This window comes from gamma proteobacterium symbiont of Lampromicra miyakona (genome assembly GCF_059730895.1).
The window spans coordinates 69,554-91,184 of record NZ_AP035934.1; the positions used below are offsets into that span (position 1 = coordinate 69,554).

27 protein-coding genes and 1 pseudogene are annotated in these 21,631 nt (G+C 57.0%); 17 read left to right on the plus strand and 11 right to left on the minus strand.

Going from position 1 to position 21,631, the window contains the following annotated elements; all coding sequences use genetic code 11:
- Positions 1-276: 276 nt before the first annotated feature.
- The 9 genes from AC6I8P_RS23140 to oxdA all read right to left on the minus strand — a co-directional run bounded on the left by AC6I8P_RS23140 (position 277) and on the right by oxdA (position 7,205).
- Positions 277-837 (minus strand): histidine phosphatase family protein, encoded by a 561-nt coding sequence (locus tag AC6I8P_RS23140; RefSeq protein WP_059012958.1) that lies wholly within the window; start codon positions 835-837, stop codon positions 277-279.
- Positions 834-1,595 carry a CbtA family protein gene (locus tag AC6I8P_RS23145; protein WP_059012957.1) on the minus strand — a complete coding sequence of 254 codons (762 nt, stop codon included), beginning with the start codon at positions 1,593-1,595 and terminating at the stop codon, positions 834-836. Before AC6I8P_RS23145 ends, AC6I8P_RS23140 begins: the two co-directional genes overlap by 4 nt.
- A gap of 10 nt (positions 1,596-1,605) precedes the next feature.
- The gene (locus AC6I8P_RS23150; protein WP_059012955.1) at positions 1,606-1,815 is read right to left on the minus strand and encodes a CbtB domain-containing protein; all 210 of its coding nucleotides are present in this window, start codon (positions 1,813-1,815) and stop codon (positions 1,606-1,608) included.
- Positions 1,816-1,845: 30 nt separating this feature from the next.
- The gene (locus AC6I8P_RS23155; protein WP_059012953.1) at positions 1,846-2,280 is read right to left on the minus strand and encodes a nitrile hydratase accessory protein; all 435 of its coding nucleotides are present in this window, start codon (positions 2,278-2,280) and stop codon (positions 1,846-1,848) included.
- Positions 2,277-2,936, minus strand: coding sequence for a nitrile hydratase subunit beta (gene nthB / locus AC6I8P_RS23160; RefSeq protein WP_059012951.1), 660 nt, complete (start codon positions 2,934-2,936; stop codon positions 2,277-2,279). The genes AC6I8P_RS23155 and nthB overlap by 4 nt, the downstream gene beginning before the upstream one ends.
- On the minus strand, positions 2,933-3,574 hold the full coding sequence (nthA, locus tag AC6I8P_RS23165) for a nitrile hydratase subunit alpha (RefSeq protein ID WP_059012949.1): 642 nt from the start codon (positions 3,572-3,574) through the stop codon (positions 2,933-2,935). The genes nthB and nthA overlap by 4 nt, the downstream gene beginning before the upstream one ends.
- A gap of 50 nt (positions 3,575-3,624) precedes the next feature.
- Positions 3,625-5,139, minus strand: a complete 1,515-nt coding sequence (locus AC6I8P_RS23170; RefSeq protein WP_059012946.1) for an amidase — start codon at positions 5,137-5,139, stop codon at positions 3,625-3,627.
- A 113-nt stretch (positions 5,140-5,252) separates the two neighbouring features.
- The gene (locus tag AC6I8P_RS23175) at positions 5,253-6,119 is read right to left on the minus strand and encodes a transporter (protein ID WP_498013362.1); all 867 of its coding nucleotides are present in this window, start codon (positions 6,117-6,119) and stop codon (positions 5,253-5,255) included.
- Positions 6,120-6,158: 39 nt separating this feature from the next.
- A complete protein-coding gene (oxdA, locus tag AC6I8P_RS23180) occupies positions 6,159-7,205 on the minus strand; it encodes an aliphatic aldoxime dehydratase (RefSeq protein WP_498013363.1) in 1,047 nt (348 codons plus the stop codon).
- Positions 7,206-7,509: 304 nt separating this feature from the next.
- Here oxdA and AC6I8P_RS23185 point away from each other — a divergent pair, with 304 nt between their 5' ends.
- The 11 genes and pseudogenes from AC6I8P_RS23185 (at position 7,510) to AC6I8P_RS23235 (ending at position 15,131) form a co-directional block, all read left to right on the plus strand.
- Positions 7,510-8,517 carry a helix-turn-helix domain-containing protein gene (locus AC6I8P_RS23185; RefSeq protein WP_059012515.1) on the plus strand — a complete coding sequence of 336 codons (1,008 nt, stop codon included), beginning with the start codon at positions 7,510-7,512 and terminating at the stop codon, positions 8,515-8,517.
- A 433-nt stretch (positions 8,518-8,950) separates the two neighbouring features.
- Positions 8,951-9,180 (plus strand): annotated as a pseudogene (locus AC6I8P_RS23190) (DNA methyltransferase); the annotation flags it as partial.
- Positions 9,181-9,200: 20 nt separating this feature from the next.
- Positions 9,201-9,422, plus strand: coding sequence for a YubE family protein (locus AC6I8P_RS23195; RefSeq protein ID WP_059012511.1), 222 nt, complete (start codon positions 9,201-9,203; stop codon positions 9,420-9,422).
- A 450-nt stretch (positions 9,423-9,872) separates the two neighbouring features.
- Complete coding sequence (locus tag AC6I8P_RS23200; protein ID WP_059012510.1) at positions 9,873-10,286, plus strand: antirestriction protein; 414 nt, start codon at positions 9,873-9,875, stop codon at positions 10,284-10,286.
- An 11-nt stretch (positions 10,287-10,297) separates the two neighbouring features.
- Positions 10,298-10,714 carry a DUF1380 family protein gene (locus tag AC6I8P_RS23205; RefSeq protein WP_088518202.1) on the plus strand — a complete coding sequence of 139 codons (417 nt, stop codon included), beginning with the start codon at positions 10,298-10,300 and terminating at the stop codon, positions 10,712-10,714.
- A gap of 835 nt (positions 10,715-11,549) precedes the next feature.
- The gene (locus AC6I8P_RS23210) at positions 11,550-11,912 is read left to right on the plus strand and encodes a hypothetical protein (RefSeq protein ID WP_059012508.1); all 363 of its coding nucleotides are present in this window, start codon (positions 11,550-11,552) and stop codon (positions 11,910-11,912) included.
- Between the two features lie 83 nt (positions 11,913-11,995).
- On the plus strand, positions 11,996-12,145 hold the full coding sequence (locus tag AC6I8P_RS23215; protein WP_059012506.1) for a hypothetical protein: 150 nt from the start codon (positions 11,996-11,998) through the stop codon (positions 12,143-12,145).
- Positions 12,142-12,711 carry a hypothetical protein gene (locus AC6I8P_RS23220; RefSeq protein WP_222987178.1) on the plus strand — a complete coding sequence of 190 codons (570 nt, stop codon included), beginning with the start codon at positions 12,142-12,144 and terminating at the stop codon, positions 12,709-12,711. Before AC6I8P_RS23215 ends, AC6I8P_RS23220 begins: the two co-directional genes overlap by 4 nt.
- A gap of 201 nt (positions 12,712-12,912) precedes the next feature.
- Entirely contained in the window at positions 12,913-13,305 is a 393-nt protein-coding gene (locus AC6I8P_RS23225) for a hypothetical protein (RefSeq protein ID WP_498031379.1), read from the plus strand.
- Positions 13,306-13,938: 633 nt separating this feature from the next.
- The gene (locus AC6I8P_RS23230) at positions 13,939-14,253 is read left to right on the plus strand and encodes a hypothetical protein (RefSeq protein ID WP_059012504.1); all 315 of its coding nucleotides are present in this window, start codon (positions 13,939-13,941) and stop codon (positions 14,251-14,253) included.
- Between the two features lie 56 nt (positions 14,254-14,309).
- Positions 14,310-15,131: a DUF932 domain-containing protein gene (locus AC6I8P_RS23235; RefSeq protein WP_059012503.1), complete on the plus strand. Its 822-nt coding sequence runs from the start codon at positions 14,310-14,312 to the stop codon at positions 15,129-15,131.
- 22 nt (positions 15,132-15,153) lie between these two features.
- Here the strand turns inward: AC6I8P_RS23235 and AC6I8P_RS23240 are convergent, their stop codons facing one another.
- On the minus strand, positions 15,154-15,687 hold the full coding sequence (locus tag AC6I8P_RS23240; RefSeq protein WP_059012502.1) for a lytic transglycosylase domain-containing protein: 534 nt from the start codon (positions 15,685-15,687) through the stop codon (positions 15,154-15,156).
- A 615-nt stretch (positions 15,688-16,302) separates the two neighbouring features.
- Here AC6I8P_RS23240 and AC6I8P_RS23245 point away from each other — a divergent pair.
- A complete protein-coding gene (locus tag AC6I8P_RS23245) occupies positions 16,303-16,713 on the plus strand; it encodes a relaxosome protein TraM (RefSeq protein WP_059012500.1) in 411 nt (136 codons plus the stop codon).
- Between the two features lie 571 nt (positions 16,714-17,284).
- Here the strand turns inward: AC6I8P_RS23245 and AC6I8P_RS23250 are convergent.
- Positions 17,285-17,890, minus strand: a complete 606-nt coding sequence (locus AC6I8P_RS23250) for a hypothetical protein (protein WP_059012499.1) — start codon at positions 17,888-17,890, stop codon at positions 17,285-17,287.
- A gap of 211 nt (positions 17,891-18,101) precedes the next feature.
- Here AC6I8P_RS23250 and AC6I8P_RS23255 point away from each other — a divergent pair, with 211 nt between their 5' ends.
- Genes AC6I8P_RS23255 through traB form a run of 5 tightly spaced genes read left to right on the plus strand, consistent with a single transcriptional unit; the run spans position 18,102 to position 21,621 of the window.
- A complete protein-coding gene (locus tag AC6I8P_RS23255; RefSeq protein ID WP_059012498.1) occupies positions 18,102-18,524 on the plus strand; it encodes a type IV conjugative transfer system pilin TraA in 423 nt (140 codons plus the stop codon).
- Between the two features lie 3 nt (positions 18,525-18,527).
- A complete protein-coding gene (gene traL / locus AC6I8P_RS23260) occupies positions 18,528-18,833 on the plus strand; it encodes a type IV conjugative transfer system protein TraL (protein WP_059012497.1) in 306 nt (101 codons plus the stop codon).
- A 51-nt stretch (positions 18,834-18,884) separates the two neighbouring features.
- Positions 18,885-19,493 (plus strand): TraE/TraK family type IV conjugative transfer system protein, encoded by a 609-nt coding sequence (locus tag AC6I8P_RS23265; RefSeq protein WP_059012496.1) that lies wholly within the window; start codon positions 18,885-18,887, stop codon positions 19,491-19,493.
- Positions 19,490-20,230, plus strand: coding sequence for an F-type conjugal transfer protein TraK (gene traK, locus AC6I8P_RS23270; RefSeq protein WP_059012495.1), 741 nt, complete (start codon positions 19,490-19,492; stop codon positions 20,228-20,230). Before AC6I8P_RS23265 ends, traK begins: the two co-directional genes overlap by 4 nt.
- Positions 20,227-21,621 carry an F-type conjugal transfer pilus assembly protein TraB gene (gene traB, locus AC6I8P_RS23275; RefSeq protein WP_498013364.1) on the plus strand — a complete coding sequence of 465 codons (1,395 nt, stop codon included), beginning with the start codon at positions 20,227-20,229 and terminating at the stop codon, positions 21,619-21,621. Before traK ends, traB begins: the two co-directional genes overlap by 4 nt.
- Positions 21,622-21,631: the final 10 nt, after the last annotated feature.

Genomic DNA, 21,631 nt, shown 5'->3' on the forward strand with positions numbered 1-21,631 from the left:
TAATTGTCCGTTTTGTTTCCAGGCTGTGTGAAAACCCTGAGCCAGAATTGAAGTGCGTGCGTTCACGCAAGATCTGGAATTGCTCAACTGGTGAGCTGAGCCCAATTTTACGTATTAGTGCACCTTTCAGCCCTGGTTTTGGAAGTTTAAGTTACCAAATCAGTTTTTCACACAAACTTCGCTCAATGCGGACTGTCAGTTGAACTCTAAGCTGATACATCTCTGAATGAGCGATAACATTACCTATATGTGAAGCTTCCTAACATTAGGTAGAAACTATAACTTTTCACCTAATGTGCAGATATTCCAACGGCTTCCGGTACTTGTGAGAATTGTCCTGCTCAGTGGCGCAATATCGATCCGCTGGAATGCAATCAATGGCGCATCCAGCAGCCCCGTTATCATTGAGCGAATAACTGCTGCCGATGCAATCGCGCAGTGGTGCCCCTGCACACCCGCATTACGTGAAAGCCATTCACCTGTACGTAATATAACCGCAGCGATGCTCTCGCCACCCGGCGGTGCGTCACAAGACAGCCAGCGATGAAATGCTGCACTGTTATCCTTCATAACCTGCTTTACGGGCAACCCTGCCCAGTGACCATAGTCAGGCTCCGCCATCTGGGCAACAACCTCTCCCCTTAGCCCTAATGCGGCTGCAGTCTGTCGGGCTGCAACCTCCGGAGCGAGCCAAATTTTACTCCCGGCTCTGATATCTACCTTCATCTTGCTCAGGGCTACACTTGCTGTCTCACAGAGCTCGTCATTCGCCGGAAAACGCGTGTAACGGTTTGCCAGGGTTTCTCCCTGGCAAATGAGATGCATCACCGCGTTCACGCTTCTGTCGCCTGCAGGCGACTGACTTTATTCAGGCTCTTTTCTGTCATCCAGCCAAACAGAAGTCCGGTTGTACACCACATGGCCAGTTGCGTGCCGAAAGCACTTAACCGGAAGCGCCAGAGAACGTCCGCAGAGAAGCCTTCGGGTATTTCATTCACCGTCGGCATCAGCAGACAGGCCGCAATCAGCATCGTGAGGCCAGCCAGGATACCCCAGAGCGCTGCATTCCAGTTGCCCATATGTGTCCGGAGTTGATGAGCCCCCCAGGCTGCCGTGACAACAATTGCGACTGAAACCAGCAGCATGATGAAGTAAAGCATCGTCCTGTAACCAATCGTGGATGCATCACCCACCGCCGGCGGATTGGGCGGATATTTCAGCCCCGGCATCAGGCTCATAAACAGAAATCCCCCCAGTGACAGTATCAGCGCAAGCGCTCTTGCGCTGGATGGACCGGTACGCTGCCAGCATAGCGACCATACCAGCGCCAGTGCTCCACCCATTGCGGCGCTGAACAATATCATCCCGCTCAGCAGGCCCGCGCCGGACTGTGTACCGCGGGTGAAAACCTCGCCCCCCTCATCATGATTATGATGATGCACACTTTCACTGCTGGCATGCTTTGCGCTGAGCGTTTCTTCAAAGGCGATGGCTTTGTCAACCTGCGGTTCACCAAAAAAATGGGCAAAACCAAAGGCAACAATACCCGCCAGCATGCCTGCAAACATTCCGTTCAACAACAGCTTTCCGGTCATGTGTCTGTCCTCAGTGGCAGGGAAATCCCAGCAGATGCCGGGCATCGTGGAAATACTCATGGATCTGATTGCCGGAGAAGACGGCAGTTGCCCCCTGCTCAGCACCGATAAAATAGACCGACAGAAGCACCATCAGCGTGATAAATGCGCTCCAGGGCAGGATTGCGCTGAGCGGAATAGGGGCGTTCTCTGAATGAATCTTCTCAACAATGTGTTCCATAATTTGTTCTCATCTCTCGGTGAAAAATTTTCAGGAGTCAGTTCGTGCCGATCCCGGACTGACTGCCACGGGGACACGGTGTACCGGGTGGTGGTGAATATGCCCGGGCGGACAGCTCGCGCTGGTGAGCGTCACCGGCATGCCATGGGGAGTGTTAAGATATGCCTGACGCCATTCTTCCGTCCGACTGCTTATCTCTGCCTCGCCGGTCATCTGCAGGGACATCAGCATTTTTTCCGTGGCGGCCACCCACTGACGGTAATAGGCATCATTGACACTTTCATGCGCCAGCGCCGGGTGCGCTTTAATTTCTGTACTGAACACGTCCACCCAAGCCTTCCAGCTGAACAGTCCAGCCTTGTGCAGGCAGACGACCAGGGAAAAGACCTGCGCCTGCCATGGGTGCTCAAACGGTGCACTGCCTGCTCCCGGTTCACTTATCATTACCGGTGTGAATGTATTCATAACGCCTCCAGATAATCGTCCCACAGGTCAATGCGCACCGTGTCCTTTGCCGGCGCGTTTTCTCCCCACAACTCTGTGGCGTCAAAGCTGACGCTGTAGACGTGCTGCGGATGATCGCCGAGGCCGTGTGCCACGGTGTCCGGAGTAATAAATACGCCGTGATCAATGACAATCGTACCGGTTTTTCCGCGGACATAGCGCGGCAGGCGGGTGTGGCCGGCTGGATTGATGTTTTTTGCCCTTACGCGGTCGCCCGCCCTGAAGCTCGCGGGCATGTCTGTCTCAACCCGGGCTGATGCTCCTGTCATGATGACGGCCTGCACCATTTCCTGGCGTAATACAGGGATGTCAGCAGAAGCTTTTCCCGGCTGCTGGATGCCCGCCAGCTCTTCCGGGGTTATCACCCTCTTTTCAAGCAGCAGCGTTTCGAAAGCGTGCATCCAGTGTTCGTAATAGCTTTCTTCAAGGTAGTGCGCCGGGTTCATGCGCTCAATGGCATGCCGGAACATATCGACATTAAAGTGGCCGCCGACAAACAGGGAGGCAAATAAGGAAAAGGTGCGGCGCTCCCATTCGTGATGAAAGGGCGGTTCATTTTCTTCAGTAATGACGGCGCCCATGCCGTGCATACCGCCCAGATCGTGTATTCCGTTCATCGCGCCTCCTCCGAAACGTCTTTCAGGGCATCGGGTTGCAGGGCAACGCCGGTGCCTATCATGGCATCGCGCGTCACCAGTTGGGCGAGCTGTTCTTCACTCCAGCCCTCGGTGTTGGCAGGCCTCTCTGGCAGTACGAGGTAGCGCAGTTCGGCACTGCTGTCCCATACCCTTATTTCCTTTTCCTCGCTGATGTTCAGGCCAAATTCTGCCAGGACACTACGGGGCTCAATAACGATACGCGAGCGGTACGGCGCGGACTTATACCAGGCCGGAGGCAGGCCAAGCGTCGGCCAGGGATAGCAGGAGCACAGAGTACAGACGGTCACGTTGTGAACGTCTGGCGTGTTCTCAACCACCATCATGTCCTCACCCTGTACGCCGGAAAACCCCAGCTCGGCAATAGCCTGGGTACCGTGTTCAAGCAGACGGGCCTTATAGTCAGGATCGGTCCAGGCCCTCGCCACTACGCGGGCGCCGTTTCGCGGCCCGATGCGGTGTTCGTAGGTGTCGATGAGTTCATCCAGCGCAACAGGGTCAACCAGTCCTTTCTCCGTCAGTAGTGACTCCAGCGCTTTCACCCGCAGCGCAATCTCTGCCGGGGGCTCGGTGTGGTTGTGCTCATGGTCATGTGCCATCGTTCTTCTCCGGGTGTTGGTAAACGGTGTCGGACATTGCGGCCCGGTTATTACATCTGCTTCCAGTCGCCGCTGGCCTCAAACGCGGCGGCAGCCTGATAAATCGTGCTTTCAGCATAGTGACGGCCTACCAGCATCATGCCAACGGGCAGTCCCCCTGCCAGCCCGCAGGGCACAGACATGGCCGGATGACCGGTCACGTCAAGGGCCGCAGTATTGCCAATCATCTCAAACGCCCTGGAGATATATTCCTTTACGGAACAGTCAGATGATGGCAGGGGCGGAGCCGTAACCGGTACGGTAGGCATGACCAGAAGGTCGAAGTCACTCAGGGCGCGGTCATAATCCGCGCGCGCGCGGCGTGCCAGGTTCTGGGCTTTGGCGTAGTAACGGCCGTTGTAGCGCGAGAGGCCATACTGGCCGATGAGCATACAGATTTTGAGAGAGGGCGAAAGCGAGTCTGCGTTCGCACGCCATCCGGCATGTTTATCGAGCAAGGCAACATCATAGAGGCCCTCCCAGTTGAACCCCATGCCGTTGCCGTGCATCATCTGCATCGTCAGGCCCTCGCAGCCGATGGGTGACCACAGCGCGGCGGCAAGCGAATGCCCCGGCACCGACACCTCGCCTGCCTGTGCGCCAAGGCTTATCAGGCGGTCAATCGCTGCCCGGACTTTCTCCGCGACCGCAGGCTGAAGGTTAGGTAGCCCAAATCCCTCCGTCACTATTCCTATTTTCAGCCCTCTGACCCCTTTTTCCAGCGCGGCGGTATAGTTCCCGCTGCGCGGGCTGTACTGTCGCGGATCCAGACCGTCAGGACCCGCCATGACTTCCAGCATCAGAGCGTTGTCACGCACGCTGGCAGTGATCGGACCGGCATGGTCGATAGTGGCCTCAATGGGCATAATGCCGGTATAAGGGACCAGCCCGTATGTGGGTTTCATTCCGTAGGTGCCGCAGAAGGCGGAGGGAATACGGATAGAACCGCCCTGGTCGCAGCCCACAGCCATATCAACCTCACCCGCAGCAACCAGCGCGGCGCTGCCCGAAGAGGAGCCACCGGCACTGTGTCCCTGACGCCAGGGGTTATGGACGGGCGCCGGATCGGAGGTATGACTGCCGCCGGAAAGGCAGAAATGTTCACAGGTGGCCTTACCCAGAATGGTTGCGCCGGCGTCCAGCAGGCGGGTTACCACGGTCGCATCGAAGGCGGGCACATGCCCCTCAAGCGAGGTGGCCCCGTTCATCATCGGGACGCCAGCCAGGGCGATGTTGTCCTTCAGCGCCACGGTTTTTCCTTTCAGCCTGCCATCGGTCGCTCCCGCTACCTCGCTCTTGTAATACCAGGCGTTTAGTGGATTATCAGTTCCTACGGGGCGATGGCCTTTTTCGCGCGGATACTCAACCGGCGGAATTTCATCCGTTAAACCCTCTATCAGGTCATAGGCATCAAGGTTAGGCTGCATCAGGGAAAGATATTCAGCGGCTTCACTCTCTGAAAGAGTCAGATGAAGCTGGCGTGCAAGTTGCTGTAGCTGGCTGGCATCCGGGCGTTCAATGGCCATTCTCTGTTCCTCATGTAAGATATTAAAAGACTGATTTCCTGCTCTGAACATAACGCGGTCGGCTCCCCATAACCTGGCTGAGAAGGACATTCAGCTGGTCAGGAAAGACACGTTCAGAAAACGCGGGCGTAGCGCAGGTTCAGACGGAAGTTTTCTTCTGCGCCATTCTCCACGCGCAGATCCCGCCCCAGCTGAATCTGGAACTGATCGCGTGGGGTGACAAATTTCGTGGTAGTCAGGCGGATATTCGTGGTCTGAGTCGGGTCATCCTGCTTCACACCATCAACGGTGGTTTCGCCCCCCCAGGTCTGGCCGAATCCCAGCCCAAAGGAGAGCGTCTGATCGGGCATATACCGCCCCATAATCTGTGCGGCCCAGGCGTTATCCTGTTCAAGTCGTGATGAACCGGGGCCATAGTCACTGTTGTTCCCGTACCAGATGCCATCGCCCACCACGTCCAGCGCCCAGTGTTCTGTAAAGAACTTCACCCATGCGGCCTGCAGATCCACTTTCCAGCGGTTTTCGCCCAGATTCAGGGGATCGTTATGGTCGTAACTACCCGAGGGCACGTACAGATAAGGTGAAAAACCAAAGATGTCGCCACCGTCGCTGAGCCTGACCTTCAGAGGAACGGTCAGTATCAGGTCTCCTGTGCCGCTGACTGAGCCAAGCGAAGCAGCCTCCCCACCGCCTGAAATTCGCCCAAACGGCAAAAGGAACTGCGGGTCCAGCGTTGCCGATTCACTAATCTGTACGGTGTGCAGCAGACGCAGCATGCCGATATCAGAGGTCAGGTTGTAATCAGAGCTGACTTTGTTACCGCGCGAGTGGGCCGAGCCGGTTGATGCGTGCTGGTAGTAAAGCAGTCCTACGGTCGTGCCGTCAGGAAACTGGCTGTAATCACCGGGCGCTACTTCCACCGCGAAAGCAGGCAAAGACGCGAGCATGAGCGCTGGCGCGCTGAAACGTAATGCGTGCATAAAACCCCCCAGAGTGTTGACGTTGTTGATTATTTTTTCTCAGCGCTTCGCGTCACGCATCATCCCGGTTCCAGGATGGCAGTTGATGTATTCAAAGGTCTGAAAACGGGCGTCTGAAACGGAAACCTCATGGTAAAGCCGCAGCTTCTGCAGGCCGGTCACGACGCGGAAGAAGGTAGTGAAGATAAGCAGATGGGTGGGGTGGGATTCGGCCCAGCGCTCAAGCCGGTCCAGAGAGCGCCAGAAGCCAATATCGTAGGCAATATCCAGCAGGTTTCCGTTACGGTCGACGTTGCGCACAAAGCGGTTGCTGTAACAGCCGAGTGCATGACCCTCGTCACGCAGAAAATCCATCCCGGCCTGCAGCGGCGGCAGCATCTCATTGAAGTAAAGCTGGCGCTCCTGTTCATCGGCTTCAGCCCAGTCCTGACCGGAGCGAATAAGCGTAATGTTGTCGTGGCCCTGCACCACCACCCGACCTCCGGCTGCGGGATCGCCTGCCATGATGCGCAACTCGCCGTCAGGCTGCAGCCAGTCATTCTGTGAGGCCGGGATCCGGTCGCGCACCGATCCCCAGTAGCCGTGTTCCTGAATCTCACCGCTGAGGTTGTCCATAAGGGCCCCGACGCCCGGTAGGTCTTCTTTGAAGGCATACAGGGTTTCGAACTGCTCGGCGCGCGGTGCGATGATTTCCCGGAAATAGCCAAGCTCATCACTCAGACGTTCGTCTGATGACCACCAGTTTTCGATCTCTGGCAGGCGCAGCCAGCGGCAATAAGCTGACGGATCCCGCCAGTAGCCCACCACAATGAAGTTCCCGAATCCCTGGTTATCGACATGAAAGGTTATGTCATGGTGCTCCGGACCGTAATCCAGACTGAAGCTGTCGGCCATGTGCTGCATGGCTGATACCGCTTTCTGCCGATGCTCTTCATGAAACTGCACCCCCAGATAGGCCATGACGACCTGAGTCAGCTCTTTATCGGCCCGGCCGACAAACATCGGGAAAGGAGGTTCGTAATCATCATGAACCCGGCGGGACAGCGTGCGGGGGCATTTAAGGTGCTTGTCGATGGATGATTCCATAAAACTCTCCGGTATGTTTTTCAGTGATGAATATTCCCAACACCGATACTAAGGAGATTTTTTCTGTCTACCTGGCTGAGCAGGACAATCAGCTGGTTGTTGCGGACACGTCGGCGATTGCGTTACTGCGGATTAAATCTGAACAGAAAGGGTGCGGGTGTGCCCTGAATAAGTGCACCGGGGAAGCTGACACACTTCTGACAGCGTCGGTTCATGCCTGTAGTCTGGGGTGAAAGCATGGCGCGGAAATTGCTTACATTCAGGAACAATTATTCTTGATTCGCCTGTTTATGTGAGGTGTGCTGTGAACAATCACTCCGTACTCCAGGGAGAAATTCGGTATTCAACCGGAGAGGTTGCAGTCCATCAGCGCTTTGATTACTGGCATGACGTTATTCTTCGTCACTGTATTCCTTCAGATGGCAAGCCTCAGGCTGACGGCAGATTCAGTGGTGAACTCGCGGTGCGTGAAATAGGGCTGGTAGATGTGTGCACCCTTAGTTCAACCCTGCATCACTGGGAAAGAAAGGCACATCATCTGCGCTCGGGGCCGGAGGATGACCTGTGGCTGGGCTATATTCAGGGGGGGTATGGTCAGCTTGAACAGGGCGGTCGCAGGACCCGTCTGTCAGCAGGAGACCTGGTGCTTTATGATGCGGCTCAGACCTTTCGGTTCAGCATTGGCGGAAACCATAATCATCTTATTCGTATTCCACGACACCTTCTCAAAGGGCAGACTTCAGCCATGGAGCTGATGACCGCCACAATCCTTGATAAAAACCGCCCCGGTGTAACCCCACTCCGGGAAATCGTCTGTCTGGCCGCCAATAATTCCTTTCTGTCGGGTAACCCGGAAATGGCTGGGCGCTTTTCGCAGACAATACTGGACCTGCTGACGTTGAGTCTTGAACTTCAGAGCACAGACAAAGTCGCTTCTGAACGCGATTTGTACGCGAGAGTACGTAACTATATCAGTCGTAATCTGAAGAACCCTGAACTCAGTCTGGAAAGCATTGCGAAAGCACATCATGTGTCCGTCCGCACTGTAACGCGAGCTTTTGCCCGCCATCAGAAAACCCCGGCTGCTGTTATATGGCAGGAACGTCTGGTCGCCTGCAGAAACGCCCTTACTCAGGGCGTGGCACGGAGTGTTTCAGAGATAGCCCTTGACCACGGTTTCTCTGATTTGACCCATTTCAGTCATGCATTCCGTAAGGCTTTCGGAGTAACGCCCAGCTCGGTAATGAAGGAGAATTCATGCGTGATTAACATGGGCGGACTTTCAGGGCATGAAAAACTGGCTGAAGGCTAATGCACTGACCTGAAGTGTTACCGTGCGTCAATGCACCAAGCTTAGTTTTCTTCATACCTGCTAATGAATGGGCAGGTATAACACTATCTACTTCAGATACTTTCATAGACATTCAGCCTTACATCAAAAGCCAGTGCAGCTTTTCATCCCTGAACGTATCCTGATTTGTCCATCAAGCGAAGGAAAAATACTTCCCCTACGGTGCGTTTATTCACTGTTCATAGTGAAATATCTTGGCGTTAAACACAACTGCACACCCGTTCCCCGCCGCGCGCGGGACATTCAGTCCGCTCCGGCGGCGCGTACGGCTTGCGCGTCTGCCCTTGTTTGCTCCGCTGGTCGCCCGTCTGTGTGGAGGTCACGGCACCACTACCGATGCCCCTTCATACTCAGGAGACATTACTATGTCTCGATTTATGCACGGCGACAGCGTACAGGTTACCGCCGACACCCGACAGAAAGCCGCTCAGCGCCCTGCACCAGCTGAGCGAAACCTTTACGCAGCCGGGCGCCATTGTGCTGGATCCGTTCGCCGGCAGCGGTTCGACCTGCGTGGCCGCCGAGGAATGTGGGCGCCGCTGGATCGGTATTGAGCTGCTGAAGCAGTACCACGCCGCCGGCCTGCGACGCCTTTACGCCCGGCGCAGCGCGCGCGCCGCCTGACCATTACGGAGAAGAAAAACATGAGTACACAAACCCCTGAAAACGCGCTGGCCGACGACGTGGCAGACCTGGAAGAATCGCTGTATGAGTTTCATCTGCGGCTGCGCGACATGACAGCGCGCCACCTCTGGCACGGTGCCAGCCTGGAGCAGCGCATGACCGGCTTACTCATTGAGGGAATCGACAACGACCTGGTGGAACTCTACCGGCGCGCGGCGCAGATCCGGAAACACTATCGCTAGGGTGGTTAATAAATAACCAAAATACAAAAGCCCTGCCGGCGTACGGCAGGGCCAGTTTTATCCACAGGGTTCCGGCGCTGATATGCACGCCGGCTGTGGACAGGACTGAGAGGAAAAGGACGTTACTGCGCGCCGCTTTCATGCCGCCTGCGGCGGGGGAGGAAAAACGTGCGGTCTGTGGCCGGTGCCGTGACTTCACTTTAGCCCGGCCGCTGCGTGTTCAAGAGATCGCTTCGCTCGCCGTCCTCGCCCGTTCGCACTCGCTCCGGCGGGCTCACTCCCGTCGCGCCTCCGCTCATGCTTCGCGTCGCCGCCGTCCGTTATCCCGCCTCCCGCTCGCTTGCGCTGCGGCCTGCGGCGTCGCTCCTGAACACTCCGCTTTTCGCCGGGCTGTCATTCAGTCACGGCACAGGCCGGAACGGTTATCCACTCTGACTGCGGAGGTTTCTGATGAACACAGCACTGTACGCGCCCCAGCCGGCGCAAATCCTGGACGTTTACGTGAAAATGCGCTTTCTGCCGATGCTTTTTGCCGGCGATTTCATGCGCGCCGAACTCAATATATACCAGTATGCCGATCGTTTTCTCAGCGACTATGACGGCGGCGTATGGGAGTTCGCGCAGCTGCCCGGCGGCGGCGGCTTTATGAAGCCGGAAGGGGAGGCGCGCTGGCACTTTTCAAATCCGGGCAATTACAGCGAGCTGGACGTAAGCGCGGAGGCGGCGGGGATCATCATCACCGCGCTGGTTCTCAATTACCGGAGCTGGATGTATGACCGCCACGATGAGGAAGAACTCTGTGCGCACTACTGCGAGCGCCACCGGCAGCTGATTAACTACGCGGGCGGCTTTGCCGCCCGCTGAGGATAAAAGACATGATGCACGGCACTGTAAAAGAGATCAGCACGCGCCTGACTGAGTTGTTTGATGAAGAAAACCCGCTTTCAGTATTGATCTGGAGGATGGATGACGTGATGAACGCAGCGGAGTGTATGGATATCACGGAAAGAGAGGCCGGCCGGGTACTGTCGTTTATTGCCGACGAAGGTGATCACCGCCGGTACGGTATCGGCCGGGAGGCGGTAAGGGACATGCTGAATAACCTGCGTGAAGAAGAACGGGAGGAAATGCGCGAAGTAAGCGTGCCTGCCGGCGCGCTGGCGGCGGTGCTGAGTGTGGCAGAAGATTTTATGCGGTTAAAAGATGCTCAGGCCGGGCCTGGTGCCGGTGCCCGTCACTGGCCGGTCGAAAACGAGGCAATGAAAACGGTTATGACAGTACTGGCCAGATAAACGTGACAGGCCATGAATGTGCTGAGCAGTGAGCGCAGCGGGGGGCAGAAAGGGGGGCCCGCGTCCGGCAGCGGACCCGGCTGAGCGCGCGTAAACCCCCCTGGCCGCCATTACTGGTCAGCTTGATATGAAATGACAGATAGATCTTTCACATGTGACTGATTTTAATCGATGAAATCAGTTCGCTGTCAGTCAACAGCAACAGCAACAGCAAAAGCAAAAGCAACAGCAAAAGCCGGGGCCACCTTCGGCTTCCCGGCAAGCCGGGTCGTCGAGCCCTATGTCGCTAAGCGGCAAAGCCGCCAAGCGCCACCGAACCCCTGCGGGTTTCGGCCGCGAGCGGTTTCGGGCTGATGTCCAGGGTCAACGGCTGCAGACGGCTGCGCCGTCGCGTTCACTGGCCATATAAAGCCGTGGCCGCTGAGGACCGGACCGGCAAAGCCGTCCGGGGTGTGTTCTTGCCGTTTTCGCGCGCGGCGGACCTGTTCCGGTCAGTCCAGGCGCGGAGGGCCGTTCGTAGCACCGCCGGTTCAGGCAGAAAGGGGTGAAGTGCACGCCGCCAAAAAGTTTTTGCCTGGTGCCGCAAAAACTTTTCGTCGTCGCCCCTTTATGCCCTCTCTTCGTCGTTGCTCCTTTGCCCTTCGCCGCGACTGGATCGACCGAAACATGACAACCCACCTGAGCAGGAAAAATGCCATGAACACACACAACGTCAACGTCAAAACCGCCACGCCAGAATCTCCCAAAACATGGGGGAACGGCCATGCGATGCACGTGGCAAACGTGCACTGAAACCGGCAATGACACACCGGAAACTGACTAAAGGAGCGACACGATGAAAGAACCGTATACCGCCGCCACGCTGGCGGCCACGCAGTCAGAAATCCCGGGCCTGACGCCGGGCCTGGCAGAAAGTCTGGCGACCCTGACGGAGCTGGGAAAGCACCGCCTCAGCGCCCGCGAGGAGCACGAGCACCTGCGGCTCACGCTACACGACATGGCGCAGCAGATTGCCGATACCGTGCAGGACAGCGCACTGCCGCTGTCCTCGTTTCGCGCGTGGATTGTGGCGAGCCATATCGTGCACGCGCAGTTCGGCAGCCGGGGCGAGGTGATCTGGGGGCGGGCGAGCGGCGCACTGGCGGCACGCCTGACGGATATCAGCCTCCGCATGGAGCCCGACGACACACAGACGTAAAAAAGGCAGGGTTGCCCCTGCCTTCTCAACGGTCGCCAGACGCAACTGGCGACCTCATCAAAACCCTGACTCAGGAGAGTTATATGAATTTTGACCCGCAAATCGTCGCACAGGCGCAGGCGTTTGTAAAAAGCTTTAACAGCGGTCGCGGCGTGCGCGTCCCGAAAATGACGTTCAGCAGCTGGCCGCACTTCATGCGCGCCGTGCGTCAGCAGCTGGAGGTACAGTCATGAGCGTACAAAACACACTGTCCCCGGACGCGGCGCAGCAAAAGGTGACGCAGGCCGACATCACGCGTGCGCTGGGCGATTTCTGCTTTATCCGCCTGGACAACGGCGACGAAGCCTTTTATTACAACGGATTCTGGCTCACCGGTGCGGATGGCGAGAGTAACGAACCGTCGGTGCTGGGGCTCGCACAGCGCACCGCCCGGGCGGGCAACAAGCATCTGCGCTGCGTCGAGCTGCCGGTGCCGGAGGACAAAGAGTGGTGCTGGGATGACGTGGTCATAGAACTGGCGCGCTGCGCCGTCACGCGCGAGCTGCGCGGCGAGCTGATTGTGACCGGCAGCGAAACCCGATACGGGAGGGGTATCCACATCGGCAACGATCCGCTGCTGAGCGGCATTAACAGCAACCTGTGGTTCCCGCTCAACCCGGCGGAGGACTGGTTTACGGGCATCGAGCGCGTGCTGATGATGAACGGCGTGGCGGAGAACGTGGTGCGCATTGAATCGCTGCGCGACTGCGCGGCGTACCATGACTGGAAGGTGGTCTATAACCGGAAGGTCACAGACTAGAACGAAAAAAGGCAGGGGAGGAGACCCCCCTGCCTGATTCCACCGCCCGCTACGGCAGTGCCGGGCGGTTTTACAGCTGACTTTGGGGGAACTTCCGGTGTTCCCGATGAAAACTATAGCACTGGCCATCTTTAAGTGGCAAAACACCTGCAGAACATTTTAATTTCAATGCTGCCTGACCGCGCAGCGCGCGAGGAGACGATGATGAGTTTTTTGATGCTGGGTTCCCTGCTGAGCCTGGGTTATGCGCTGGCCTTCCGGTTCGTGGTGCCGGGCGATATAAGCCAGACATGCTGGTGCGGCTACGCGATGTGCTTCGTGCTGGCGCGCCTGCTGGCCTCAAAGCACCCACAGCCCGCAGGTGACTGGGCAGTGATTAAACTCCTTGCGCTGACCGTTCCGGTGGGCGGCGTGTTTCTATGCGTGTGGGGCGCAATGAACCTGCTGGCTGACCCGGCGGCGGGCGGACCGGCAGGCGCTGACATGCTGTACTCTGCATCCCACGGGCTGCTGCTGCCGCTTTTGGCCATGATAATGGGTGCGGCCATCGTGGCGGTTTCGCTGTACCGCTTCAGGACGCGCGCGCAGGGATAAACCCCGCGGCTATGCCGGTAAAAACCCTGTGCTGACGCACCGGCTTTCTTCCGTCGCGTGCGCTTACTCATGTGAGACAGACGTCGATCTGTCCTGCTCTCTTTGCTCCTGCTGCTGTGCTTCTGCCATTTTCCTCCTGAAATAATACATACCCGCACGTCACGGGCCATGGCCCCCTTCGGCTCCCCGGCAAGCCGGGTCGTCGAGCCCTACTCCGCTAACCGGCAGAGCCGGCAAGCTCCGCCGGACCGCGAGGGACCGCGTTCCGGGCCTGCGGCTAGGGTCTGATGGCTGAGGTCAACCCCTGCAGCGGGCTCGCGCCCGCGCGTTCACTGGCCACGAAAAGCCGTGGCCGCTAAGGCCCGGACCGGCAAAGCCGTCCGGGGTGCATTCCTGCTCATCCCACCCCCGTCTGCGCATGTTACGGCCAGTCCGTTGCGGAGGGCTGGTCGTAGCACCGCCGGTTCGTGCAGAAAGGGGTGAAGTGCACGCCGCCAAAAACTTTTTGCCAGATGCCGCAAAAACTTTTCGTCGTCGCCCCTTTATGCCCTCTCTTCGTCGTTGCTCCTTTGCCCTTCGCCGCAACGAACTCACCGAAACATGGTTTCAGCAACCGACAACAGGAGAACCAGCATGAACACACAGAACGTCAAAACCGCCGCTGCCGAATCTACCGAAACATGGGTGAAGGGACAGGAAAGCATCGACCTGAGCCCGGCTCAGTTTGTGGACCTGTACCGCTGGATCCGTGCGAACGGGGAGTTTACCGGCGTGGCAGGCGTACACAGTGCCGTACTGGCCGGATTGGTGCTGATTGAGGAGCCCACCCTGGAGCCGGAAGCCCTGAAGATTTATGTCCACAAAGGCTATCCCGCAGCCGTCCAGGAATACGACACCGGATTTGTGGTCGTCCGGGAGTATTACGCCGCCGCTGCGGCCGGGAACTGATCCCGGTCAGAAAACAGATTTATTTCAACCTCTTTCTCAATATAAGGAATTTGATTATGGTCCGTTTTGCTACCCGCTACGCTGCCCCGACCTCCGTACGTAAAAATCACCCGCTGAGCAATGACGAATTAATGCGCGTCGTGCCGAGCGCATTTTCCGAAGAGAAACATGACTCGCGCTCAGACCGTTATACCTATATTCCGACCGTTACACTGCTGGATAAACTGCGCGAGGAAGGCTTTCAGCCTTATTTTGCGAGCCAGTCCCGCGTGCGCGACCCGGAGCGCCGCGACTTTACCAAACACATGATCCGCCTGCGCCGGGGAAATAATAACGGCGGCGGGGAAGTGCCGGAAATTGTATTACTGAACAGCCACGACGGCTCCAGCAGTTATAAAATGATCCCCGGTATTTTCCGGCAGGTGTGCAGCAACGGCCTGGTATGCTGGAAATCATTCGGTGAAATCAGCGTGCCGCATAAAGGCGATATCGTGTCGCAGGTTATTGAGGGGGCTTATGAAGTACTGGGCGTATTCGACAAGGTCGAAAATAACATCGACATCATGAAAGGAATTCAGGTTAACAATGAAGAACGCCGCCTGCTGGGTCAGCTGGCGCTGGAATATAAGTATGATGGAAAAGAGCCGCCGGTAACAGCCGAGCGGATTATTCAGCCGCGCGCATGGTATGACAAAGGCACCGACTTATGGACCGCGTTTAATATCGTGCAGGAAAACCTGATCAAGGGCGGCGTCACCGGCAGAACGGCGAAGGGAAAAAGAACCACCACGCGCCCGGTAACGGGTATTGATGGCGATATTAAGCTGAATCAGGCGCTGTGGAAAATGGCGGAAGAGTTCGCAAAACTCAAATCATAATGTTTAACCCCGGTTGCCGGGGTTATTTTGATGCGGTGCTGACGTCCGCGCTGAGAAAGGTCTCCGGTGCGGGCGTTGTTTTATTCTGTTGTGACATGGCGGCGTAAACTTCATCGCGGGCGATCAGCACGCGGTAAATACTTTTTATGATGGCCGCATATTCACGTCGCTGTTTTATCAGCTTCGGACTTGGGCCGGTGTTATACATCCCGACGCTGTCCCAGTTCCTGCCGTACTGCCTGAAGTTGCGCGCCTCGATCCACGCGCCGGTGTAAATGCAGATGCACGGATCCTTAAGTAACCTTTCCCGCGTAATATCAAACTTTTTCAGCTGATTAAAGTGAGAGCTGTTAATCTGCATATTACAGACGTCGTGCGTTCCGCCGCTGCTTTTCGTGTTCAGGGCGTTATTACGCATGCGCGACTCCTGTATTGAATGTGCCATCAGCAGGCGCGGATCAATGCCGAAATCCTTACCAGCTTTGGTGAAACACATTTCCGGCGCGGCCTGCACGCTGAATACAGCGGCAAGCCCGAAAGCTGCAAACCATTTCATTCTTATTGTCTCACGTACATGCGCATAAAGCGCCAGGCGGGTTCGTGTGAAAAATACGCGCTCAGATCGTCTGATGCAAGATAATTCGTTACAGACGCGCACGGCGCGCTGACGGGCTGGTGATGAACATCGTCAGGGATATAGAGAATTCAGGAAGATAGCGTTATTTAACAAGCCGCTCTTGAGATATATAATTCCATCACACCCCTCGCAAGATTTTATCTTGCTGTTTTTGTGTTTTAATTCATTGTGTTATGAGGCCTTATTGATTATTTGCAAGGTGTATGTGCCTGTTTTGTCGTAGGAAACGACGACACAATGGTGTCGTAAGCTACGATAGTGTATCGTCGGTTCCTACTACCTGTTGTCGTAGGTTCCTGCGATACAGTATCGTAGGAATGTAGATGTGATTTTTAATCAGTGTATTGTATGTCGTACAGTGTCACACTCTACGACATGATGGTGTCGGTAACGACTACCTGTATAAATCAGAATTCCAGAGCAAAGTGTACACTCAGTGCTGGTATCGTCTGATTGTGCAGTTAAACCGGCCACAGCACGAAACGCTAAAGAAAATATGACGGTGGTTAATTAAGCCACTCAGGAGAAAAGATAATGGGCAGAATGGGCATTTACGTCAAAGATAAAATTGAGAAGGAAATCAGGGATATTTATCTTCTGGACATTCAGAACGGGGCCAGCCCGGCCGAAGTCAGCCTGTCATCAACGTGCAATGAATTATTACGGCTTGGTCTGATTATGCATAAAGCCAAAAACAAAGAGGACACCTTCAATCAGAAAGAATTTAACCGCGAACTCATCAGAAAAGTCAGCGGCAGCAAAGAAGGCATTATGATATTACTGACCATGATGACAGAACTGTATGTTAACGCAACAGGAGGAGGCGGAACCGAGCGCATAGACACGCTGCTGAGCCAGTACCTGGCCGAAATTGACAGCTCTGAAAGCGATGCCGATAACCGGCATTTTGTCCGGCATGAAGAGAGCGGTCATGCTGACGCCTGACATCGTTATGAGTAACAGTCTTAAAATTTATTAATAAACGGTAAGGGTCAGGGATAAGTATTAAATAGTTTAAGTTTTCCCTCAGAATGGCTGATGAGCCTGGCGGGGGTGAGAAAAAAGAAATGTATACTTATCCCCCTGCGCGCTCTCCGGATATCCCGTTTTAATCCGGGTGGCAGTCAGCACCCGGCATGGCATACAGAGAGCGCCTGAAGAATGGGTGAAATTACCTGCCACGGAATCTAGGTTGTATGTTTCAGATGTGGCCAGGATGTGAACTCCATTTGTTAATGATGCAGGGGATGGCATCATTCAGTTACCTTCATTCAGACGAATGATAAATGCCCGGCATATGTTTATCATCAGTGAGAATTAAGCAGCTTCATAAATGCGCTGATAAATAATGGCGCTGAATTCCTTTTAACTGGCCTGAACCACTGGCCGGGTGCCGTCTGTTTTAATGAAGCGGCTGGCGGCACCCTTCCGGTTGGTAAGAAGTGAAAATAATTAAGAGGTTTTAAATTTAAAATATTTTCATTTATGGTTGTTATAACTCGCCGGTTTTTTTCCGTTACGCCCCTGCCTCTTTTCCCGCTATCGGATTCTCCGCCACCACGACTTTTTCCAGAATGAACTCGTCAAATAAAATAGCCAGTTCGCGCAGCCGTCTCACCTCCTCATTCTCCGGCAGCTGCTGCTCCGTCAGGTAATTAAATGAGTCCAGCAGGCGCACCTGTATTTCCATGTTCACGCTGCGGCGGTTAAACCGCGCGCTGATTTCCATGTCCCGGCGCAGATTCTCCGGAAAGCTGCTGCTGAAGGCCTTGCTTTTTCCCGGAGTGAACGTTTTTTTATCTGTATTTTTGTCTTCATCATCCCTGCATTTCTCCCGGATAATATCCAGACAGGACTGAATAAACTCATCGAACATCCTGGCCAGCGCAACCAGCCGCTGTCCCTCGTCGGTTTTAATCACGTGACGCCGCGGAGAAAACTGCATCGACGTAATTAACCGGCTGATGATTTCGTCGTTGGTGGTATACCGACGGACGCGTGCCGCCACGCGTAATTCCATCAGCAGGTTCTCCGGTAACCATAGTTTCCTGTACTGCATTTCCCCGCGGGCATATTTCCGTGGTCGTCCGCGACCGTCGGCCATCTTTTCTTTTACTTTCATGCGTTATCACCTCCCTACGAGGCTCACCCTGGACAGGCAGCAAGCGTACGCCACGCCCTTTCAGGAATAATCCTAAAAAGGAGCCTGGGAGACTGTAAAAGTGTGATGCGCGTCACAGATTTTTTTTTTTTGAGAAAATGTACACTTACGGCGCGTTACATCCGTTTACGCAAGCTGACATTCCTTTAACTCAAATCAAGGACTACTCACCATGAAATCCCATGCCTTAACCCCCCTGAATAAAGGGGAGGTGGCGGTAGCATTGCCTGAGGGGTCCCCCTCGGCGCGCGGCTCTGTTATCGGCCATTTTACCGCCCGCTTTATGCCTGCCCTCCGCGCGCTTAACGCCGCGCAGAAGTCCGGCCCTGCTTTTCGCTTCACCCTGCTGCTGTGGGCTCTGATGCTGGTCGCCACCGCCTTCCCGCACCTGGCTCACGCCACCGACCTGCTGAAAACGCAGCAGCAGGACGCCAGCGACACCTTCGGCCTGCAGAGCTCGGTGATGCGCTGGATATACTTTGCGGAAATCATCATCTCGGTGGTGGGCTTCATTAAAACCCGCAACCCGCTGGTCTTCGTCGGCCTCATCATCGTTCTGCTGGTGACCCGCGCGTTCTACGGCATGATTGGGTGAGCCATGGAGGACAGGCAGTCGCAGCGGTACCGGTTCCCGGAAACCCTCAACCAGCAGAAGCGCTGGATGGGCTTGCCGCCGGAGGAGTTCATTGTGCTTTTCGGCTGCGGGCTGCTGGGATTCTGGATTGACATGTTCGTCATCATGCTCCTCGCCGGGGGGGCGCTCTGGCTTCTCATCCGCCACCTCAAGAAGGGGCAGGGGTCCTGGTGGCTTCTTAACCTGCTCTACTGGTACCTGCCCACCACGCTTTTCCGCACGCAGCTCCGTCGCGTACCGGATTCCGGTAACCGCCACTGGATGCAGTAGTTTCCCGGCCGCCCCGCGGGGCGGCATTTTTCCCCGTTTACGGGAGGAGCCATGAAGCTTCAGATAAAAGAGACGCGCCATCGCATGGTGGTTTACACCCTGACGGGGCTGGTTGCGCTCGTTTTCATCCTCGCTATCGGGACCGGCGTGGCCGCCGCGATGGCCTGGCACTTTGCACACACGCAGAAGACCCTCACCGTGCCGATGGCCTTCGACCAGCCGTTTGTCTCCGACGTTAATGGCGGTGACGCCCGGCTGAACGGCATGCTGGTCCGCTCGCTGGTTAACCTGCGCCTCAACGTGACACCCGAGACGGTTGACCGGCAGCACGCGCTGCTGCTGAGCTGGACGTCTCCCGCCGCGCGCTCAGAAATGAAGAAGGTGCTGGCCACCGAGGCCGCCTACGTGAAGAAAAACGGCATCGCCAGCGTGTACAGCATCGAGGACGAGGCCACCGACCCCGCAACCGGTGACGTCACCGTCGGCGGCACACTTCACGCCAGCACCACCAACGGCAGCGTCCGCATTGACCTGCCGGACGCCAGGCAGGCCTGGCGACTCCGCCTGCACTATACAGACGGGCTTATCCGCCTTGAGGCCTTTCCTGAGGTGTCCTGGCCCGCCATCTTCAACGCCGATAACGCCGGAAACACACCATGAAAATACCCCTTCTTTCCCTTATCGTGGCGCTGACCGCCGGTGCCGGAGTGGCCCTGCCGGCCGCCGCTGCGGTGCCCGGCCCGGCCGGCACCGCGTTTGAGAACAACGCGCACCTGAAGGCGCAGATGAGCAACACCAGCCCCAACAAAATCATCATTGACGGCGAGCTCATCACCGCCGTGACCGGTCCTGACAACGCCTACACGAAGGCCACCACCGCCGACGGCGCGCTGCTGATCACGCCGCTGACCGGGCAGGACTTCACCCTGTTCCTGGAAACCGCCGGGGGCGTCGGCGTATCGATAGACGTCTCGCCCAGACCCGGCAACGGCCGCACGCTGCACCTCATTCCGGCGGACGTGCCGCTCAGGCCCAACCCGGACGCGAAGGCGTGGGAGGAAAGCCAGCCCTTCCAGAAAATGCTGGTGAGCGTTGCCCGCAGCGTGGTGAACGGCGACGTGCCGGAGAACTACACCGAGGTGAAAGCTTCGCGCGGTCCGGCGTATAACCCACCTGCGGGCGTGCAGCTTACGCCGGAGCGCCAGCTGGCCGGCTCGCACCTGCGGGTGGTGCGCTACCGCATGAAAAACGCCGGCTACGTGACACGGGCGCTCAGCGAAAAGCAGTTCTGGCAGACGGGCGTGCGGGCGGTGATGCTGTCAACCCGCACCCTGTATGCAAACGGTGAAGGCTTCGTGTGGGTGATTTTCTCCACTGACGCGGAGGGCGGGTCATGAGCAACATCAATACCGCCACGCGCCGCCGCCAGTGGATGATTGCCGGCGTGGCCGCCGGGGTTATGCTCGCGCTGGGCGGCGGCATCTGGGCGTATTCACAGCACTTGGCCGCCCTGAAGAACCCACCCCCGGCGAAGGCGGCCGACCTCACCGGCACGGGGCTCGTGAACAGCCGCTTTACCGGCGCGGTGTCCGAGTCGGTGCTGGCGCAGCAGCAGAATAAAACAGCAACGCTGGAGAAGGACCTGTCCACGCTGTCCGCCACGGTCAGCGCACAGAACGACGCGCTGAGCCGCAAGCTGGAGCAGATTGGCACGGCGCTGGACAAGCTGCAGAGCCAGGCGGAAAAGCCGCCGGCGCAGACCCCGTCATCCGGCCAGGGCACTCCCCCGGCCAGCGGTCCGGTTTCCGGCGGGCCGTCCGGGCCGGCGCAGTGGAGCATCAGCAATCCCGGCGGCGGACCGGCTGCCGGACAGGGCGCACAGTTCTATCCCGCGCAGGGGCAGTCGCGGGGGCAGGGCTTCTACCCCGGTGCCGGCACGGTGCGTCCGGGCGGCCTGAGCCGCGACACCTTTACCTACGCGTCTCTCACCGACAAAAAGACGAAGCTGCCCTGGATACCCTCCGGCTCCTTCTCCGAGGCGGTAATGATTGAGGGCGCCGACGCCAACGCCAGCGTGACCGGTCAGCAGAATACCTCCGCGGTCGTTATCACGCTCATTGGTGATGTCTCAATGCCAAACGGTAAGACGTACAGCATGGACCAGTGCCGCGTTACCGGGGAAATGTACGGCGACATTTCCAGCGAGCGTGGGGAGGTCCGCACCAAAAACATCAGCTGCATCCTGAAAAACGGCAAGCACATCGACATGCCGTTTAAAGGGCATGTTGCCTACCAGGGTAAAGAAGGCATTCGCGGCAAGCCGGTGATGCGTAACGGCGTCATCATCGCCAACGCCTGGGGCGCCGGAATGATGTCGGGCTTCGGTGAGGGCATCAAGTCCGCCGCCACGCCGACGGTAGGGCTCGGTGCAAGTGCCTCGGTCGGTGCCGGTGACATTTTTAAACAGGGGTTCGGCGGCGGTGCCAGCAAGGCGGCGGACACGCTGAGTCAGTACTGGATTAAACGTGCCGAGCAGTATCACCCGGTAATTGATATCGGTGCCGGCAACGCCGTGACCGTGGTGTTCCAGGATGGCTTCCGCCTGGAGACCATAGAAGACGCCGAGGCTGAAAAAGCACAGAAAGAGGCACCGCAGCCGGTGGTGCAGCAGACCGCAGCGAACCAGCCGGTCAGCACCGGCGGCAGCAACAGCGCGCCGGTGTTAAACCCCGATGAAGTTCTACGTCAGGCCAGCCAGCTGCGCCTCGGCGACACCATTCCCCAGTGAAGGAGCGTCC